Source organism: Streptomyces sp. ISL-87 (genome assembly GCF_018614095.1).
Classification (GTDB): Bacteria; Actinomycetota; Actinomycetes; order Streptomycetales; family Streptomycetaceae; genus Streptomyces.
This window is the reverse complement of record NZ_JAGGOY010000094.1, coordinates 1-5,069: the sequence shown is the minus strand read 5'-3', so window position 1 is coordinate 5,069 and position 5,069 is coordinate 1. Positions and strand designations below refer to the sequence as shown.

Annotated in this window: 7 protein-coding genes; 3 read left to right on the top strand and 4 right to left on the bottom strand. The window is 67.6% G+C overall.

Annotation, left to right across the window (positions count from 1 at the left end):
* On the bottom strand, window positions 1–261 hold a 261-nt coding region (locus J7I97_RS39035), incomplete at its 3' end, for a transposase (protein WP_251059302.1).
* A gap of 5 nt (window positions 262–266) precedes the next feature.
* Window positions 267–404, bottom strand: a complete 138-nt coding sequence (locus tag J7I97_RS39030) for a transposase (protein ID WP_251059301.1) — start codon at window positions 402–404, stop codon at window positions 267–269.
* A 734-nt stretch (window positions 405–1,138) separates the two neighbouring features.
* Here J7I97_RS39030 and J7I97_RS30465 point away from each other — a divergent pair.
* Entirely contained in the window at window positions 1,139–1,309 is a 171-nt protein-coding gene (locus J7I97_RS30465) for a hypothetical protein (RefSeq protein WP_214941297.1), read from the top strand.
* A gap of 161 nt (window positions 1,310–1,470) precedes the next feature.
* Here J7I97_RS30465 and J7I97_RS30460 read toward each other — a convergent pair whose 3' ends face one another.
* Window positions 1,471–1,749, bottom strand: a complete 279-nt coding sequence (locus tag J7I97_RS30460; RefSeq protein ID WP_214941295.1) for a hypothetical protein — start codon at window positions 1,747–1,749, stop codon at window positions 1,471–1,473.
* Window positions 1,750–1,927: 178 nt separating this feature from the next.
* Here J7I97_RS30460 and J7I97_RS30455 point away from each other — a divergent pair, with 178 nt between their 5' ends.
* Entirely contained in the window at window positions 1,928–2,767 is an 840-nt protein-coding gene (locus tag J7I97_RS30455; RefSeq protein ID WP_214941293.1) for a hypothetical protein, read from the top strand.
* A 163-nt stretch (window positions 2,768–2,930) separates the two neighbouring features.
* On the opposite strand, the gene J7I97_RS30450 is transcribed toward J7I97_RS30455, so the two are convergent.
* Window positions 2,931–3,791 (bottom strand): alpha/beta fold hydrolase, encoded by an 861-nt coding sequence (locus tag J7I97_RS30450; protein ID WP_251059304.1) that lies wholly within the window; start codon window positions 3,789–3,791, stop codon window positions 2,931–2,933.
* A gap of 864 nt (window positions 3,792–4,655) precedes the next feature.
* On the opposite strand from J7I97_RS30450, the gene J7I97_RS30445 reads away from it, so the two are divergent.
* Window positions 4,656–5,069 (top strand): reverse transcriptase domain-containing protein (locus tag J7I97_RS30445; protein WP_215076767.1); only part of this gene is annotated, 414 nt, incomplete at its 3' end.

Sequence of the window (5,069 nt, the reverse complement as noted above, 5' to 3'; positions counted from 1 at the left end):
GGTGTCGGTCAGGATGTGGCGTTTGCGCCCGTCTCGCGACTTTCCGCCGTCGTATCCACGGCTGTCCTCGCCGACGGTCTCGGAGGCATCCACTGACTGACTGTCGATGATCCCCGCGGACGGCTCGGCGTTGCGCCCTTTACGTTCCCTGGCCGTGCGACGCAGGCGTTCGTGCAGCTCACGCGCGTAGTCGTAGGTCCGCCAGCGTCGGAAGAAGTCGTAGACCGCCCGCCAGTACGGGAAGTCGACCGGCATGGCCATCCACTTCACGCCGTTGTCGACGAGGTACGCACCGCGTCGAGCATCTCGCGGTGGCAATGCTCCTCCGGGCGCCCGCCCTGTTTGAGGAGCCAGGCCGGCACCGGCATCGCGGAGCGGACCTCGGCCCACTCCGGATCTGTCATGTCACTCGGATAGCGGCCCGTCCGCCGCCCCGGAGCGATCGAGCCGAACCGGTGCACGTAGCAGTCACACTCAGGGGTGACCGTGGTGGACGTGGGCACAGCGGTACTGCTGAACTGATCGGGCAACGGGCTTCCTTGGTCGTGCTGGGTGTCGTAACCGCATCGCTACCAAGGGGCCCGTTCTCTCATGCCCGCGGCCGTACCCGCATCTCCGTCCAGATGGTCACCCGCGCCGTACGTCTCGAACGAGATCCGGTTTGCCACAACGCACTTAGCCTTCCGGCCGGGTGAAGCACCGTCGCTGACCTCTGACAGCGAAGTTGGGACGCTGCCATCCAAGTTGGGACAACGTCATTTCCTGACAGCGAACATAGCTAGAGCTTGCAACGACAACGAGGAGGGCTCGAATGGCTCACATCAACCAACGATCAGATGATCCGAAGGAAACTGCCTAGCCCTGGCGGCCAGCGGCGGGTCGAGAGTCGGGCACGCCAAGATGCCACGCCACGCCGGAGACCTTCTCACGGGCCCGCTGCAAGGCCCGCAGGCAGACTGTCCTCGCGACGGGTGGCTTCCGTGCCGATACGGCGCTGCAGGAACTCGTCGACGGGGCGTCCGCCGCGCCCTGAGGCGTGACGAAGGTGCCCAGCCTCGTAGGGGTGCCGGCTGACCGCCCTGGCGCAGCCGTGCACGAGCCCGGACTAAGTGCACGACCGGGCCCGGGCGCCCGGCGGATGCTCCTAGCGCGTCAGGCGCTGCGCGGCTTCCGCTTCGCCGGCGTCGTCTTCTTGGCGGCCGTCTTCTTCGCCGCGGTCTTCTTCGCCGGGGCCTTCCGGGCGGGGAGGTCGTGGACCGTGGCGGACTCGCCGCGGGAGACCTTGGCTTCCTGGACGGAGGGGAGGTGAGCCGCCTCGTGGAGCTGGTGGGCTCCACGCTCTGTCTCCGCCGGAGGGGCGTCGGGATCAGGACTGCTGTGGCCTCGAATCAGGCCGAGGCCACATGGGTGCCCACCTGCGGCAGACGAGGCACCCGGCGCCGGGGCGCCGGGAACGCTCAGCGAGTAGGGCTACGCGTGGGCCAGCGAGCTGTCCGTGATGGGTCCGCGTGCGCGGGTGCGGCGGCGGACGAGCCGACGGTTCTCCAGCACGCTCCGCCCGCGGGTGGCCAGATCCTCCTCGTCCTTTCGGACCAGGGCCGCGACGGAGTCACCAGCGATCTGCGCCTGCTGCGCCTTGGTGTGGAGCCTGGTGGGGATGACCGCAGCGGGCCTGATGGCCTTGGACCGCAGGTCCCCGAAGATCTTCTTGTGGCGGGCGTGCTGGTTGCGTATGGCAGCCTCGCTCATGCCGCCTTCCTCGCCACGCCAGCCCCCACATGGCCCCGCCCGCGCGCGAGGAGGTGGTCGCCCTGCGCAGGATGGCCCCCGCGGGGCTCGCGCCGGACGCCATGCCCGGCCCGTCCGGTCGGAGTCCCCGCACCGGCCCGGACGCGACCACCCCAGGAGAAACAGGAGGCGCAGCACCATGTTGTTCTTCTACGACCAGACCACAGGAGCCGCCGCAACGGGCGAGCTCGACGCATCGGGCGACTATGTCAACCTGAAGGACTTCCCGGCCGGACAGTTCGGCCACTGGACGCACATCGTGCCCGGCGGCGGAGAGCTGTTCTTCTACAGCGGGGAAACACGGGCCGCAGGAACGGGCAGGCTCGCCGCTGACGGCGACTACGTCAACCTGAAGGACTTCCCGGCCGGACAGTTCGGGGACTGGATGCACATCGTGGCGGGCGGCGTCCTGGTCTTCTTCTACGACCGGAACACGCGGGCCGCCGCATCGGGCAAGCTCACCGCCGACGGCGACTACGTCAACCTGAAGGACTTCCCGCCCGCACAGTTCGGGGACTGGAGCCACATCGTCTCCGCCGGCGGCGACTTCTCCCCCCGCTACTTCTTCTACAACCAGGGCACGGGGGCCGCCGGATCGGGCGATCTCCAGGACGACGGCGACTACGCCCACCTGAAGGACTTCCCGGCCGGACAGTTCGGGAAGTGGACCCACGTCACCTTCGACGAGGGTTCCTCCAAGCTCTTCTTCTACAACCGGGACACGCGGGAGGCCGGATCGGGGAAACTCGACGCGGACGGCGACTACGTGCACCTACAGAGCTTCCCGGCCAGACAGTTCGGGAGCTGGACCCACATCGTGCCGGCTCATCGCAAGATCTTCTTCTACGACCAGGACACGCAGGCCGCCGCATCGGGCGAACTCGATGACGGCGGCGGCTACACGCACCTGAAGCACTTTCCGGCCGGACAGTTCGGCTACTGGAGCAACATCACGGCGACTCAGGAGGGCACTCCCTGACGGGCCGACCCAGCACACTCGGAACACATGATCAGACGAAGGCCGCCTCAGTGTCCGGAGAATACCCAGGTGAGCGGCCTGGTTCGAGGGCCATTTCGACACCGGACCCGCCGCAGTGCCGACAGCCGGGCATGAGGCCAGCCGGCAAACCGGCCACGACACCCTACGCGCCCACGATGCCTTGCACGAATCGCCGAAGGTGCGCACACACGGCGTCGTGCTGCTCCAACCAGGGCTCGTGCCCAGCGCCCTCGATCCGCGTCAGCGGAAGATCGAGCCGGAGCGCGAGTGATTCAAGAGCCGACACAGGGCGGGGATCGTCGGCCCCACCGAGGAGCTCCGCTCGCGCGGGCAGGCACGTGCGCAGCTCGGTAAGATGCTCATCGAGCGGGTCCGCGCGTCCTTCCCCGCCAAGCTCACCGTTCATAGCCCAGTTGACCGGGCGACGGCGCCGGGCACCCTGCGCGGCCCAGCGCCACCCGTGTTCGGGACCGGCGTGGTCGGTGAACCAGGCCAGCGTGAGCAACTCGACTTCCTGCTCCTCCGTGCGGCGCGGCAACGCCTCCAACTCGCGGAGCCGCTCCTGCTGCGCTGCAGACATGCGGTGGTCGCGCTCCGCTCGGTACCCGGTACGCCAATCACCGACGAACGGCCCGCACATCAGCAGCATCGCGGCAACCCGGTCAGAGTGCCTCAGACAAAACCGGCTCGCCAGGTCGGTGCCGTAGGAGTGCCCAATCAGCACGGCCTTGGGCACGTCCCATGCGTCGAGCAGCTCGGCGAGATCGTCGACATGCCGGGCGAGGGAATGGCGGCCCCGCCACGGGGATTGGCCCGTGCCACGCTGGTCGTACCGATACACGGGCGCGAGGTCCGCGACCATGGGGGCGACATCGCCCAGGTAATCCGGCAGCCCCGGACCGCCATGGAGCATGACCACGGCCAACTGCCGAGTCGTGTCCCCCAGCGCCACCCAACGTAACTGCGCCTCGTCGCTCATCGACGCGAGGCCCTGCGTCGCCATCAAGGTCACCGCGGAGAACCTACCGGTGTCACTGAGGCTCCGCCAAAGGTTAAAGAACAAGCGTACGTCCAGCAGTCCGGGCGTCGTCGCAGCTCAGAAGGGGTGTGAACGATGTAACCGGACGTCAAGCTCAGAATAGCCAGCCGGTGGAAGTCCGGTCCGGGGAGACGCCAGGGTCCCCGGTAGCTGACTCCCGGCGTCACTCGAAAGGGGGGCGTCGAAGTGGAGTGACAAGCGCCCTTCGGGGGCGTGCAACCGACCAGTCCGCAACATGAAGTGAAGCCTGCAGCGTCGTCATTTAACCCCCGCCCGTGGGCGGGTCAAGGAGGAGCCGAGCCTGTGCTTGTTTGGCGAAGGCCATGGAAGGCGATCTTGGACCTGGAGCGGTCGCCGAAGAACCTCCCGGCGTAGGGGGCGTGGAATGGTCGGACGGTTGTCCTGGGAACTGGAGAGGGCCTCCTCGGCCCCGGGAATTGCGGCCCGGGAAGCGTGGCCTGCCTATAACCGGCAGAACCGGGAAATGGTGGGTTGCCGAGAGGCAGTCGGAGGGGGTCGTAGTAGTGCCGATCGGCGGGACAACACAACCCGCCGGGAGCGAAGGGCCCCTGCTTCATCGATGCGATTCGCGAACACGGAGGGACCCGGATGAGTGCCGTATCGGCTAGTTCCATCCGCCGGGAGGAAGGCGCTGCACGACCGGGTGACCGTTCTCTGGACAAGGTCCGAGCCTTGCAGCGGACGCTCTACCGCTGTGCCAAGCAAGAACCCGAACGCCGGTTTCATGCCCTGTATAGCCATGTCCACCGCATGGACGTCCTTCGGCGGGCATGGGCCGGTGTGTGTGCGAACCGGGGAGCCCCCGGCGTGGACGGTTTGACCGTCGACGCGGTGGCGGCCTCGGGGGTGGATGCGTTCCTCCAGGACTTGTCGGAGAGGCTGCGGACGCATACGTATCGTCCGTCGGTGCTGCGGCGGGTCCAGATTCCCAAGCCGGGGCGGCCGGGAGAGTTCCGGCCGCTTTCGATTCCCACGGTGGCGGACCGGGTGGTGATGACGGCTGCGAAACTGGTCCTGGAACCGGTTTTCGAGGCTCAGTTCACCGAGGCGAGCTACGGATTTCGGCCGAAACGGTCCGCGATCGACGCGTGCGAAGCGGTGCGTGTCGCGGCGAACCAACGGCGGGAGTGGGTGTTCGAGGCCGATATCCGTGACTGCTTCGGCACGATCGGCCATGACGCGCTGATGGCCCCGGTGGCGCAGGGGGATTGCAAAGTTCGT

Bases quoted from the DNA above. Each gene is read 5' to 3' on its own strand.
- J7I97_RS30450 (WP_251059304.1), bottom strand. From the start codon at position 3,791: ATGGCGACGCAGGGCCTCGCGTCGATGAGCGACGAGGCGCAGTTACGT.
- J7I97_RS30455 (WP_214941293.1), top strand. From the start codon at position 1,928: ATGTTGTTCTTCTACGACCAGACCACAGGAGCCGCCGCAACGGGCGAG.
- J7I97_RS39030 (WP_251059301.1), bottom strand. From the start codon at position 404: ATGACAGATCCGGAGTGGGCCGAGGTCCGCTCCGCGATGCCGGTGCCG.
- J7I97_RS30460 (WP_214941295.1), bottom strand. From the start codon at position 1,749: ATGAGCGAGGCTGCCATACGCAACCAGCACGCCCGCCACAAGAAGATC.
- J7I97_RS30465 (WP_214941297.1), top strand. From the start codon at position 1,139: ATGCTCCTAGCGCGTCAGGCGCTGCGCGGCTTCCGCTTCGCCGGCGTC.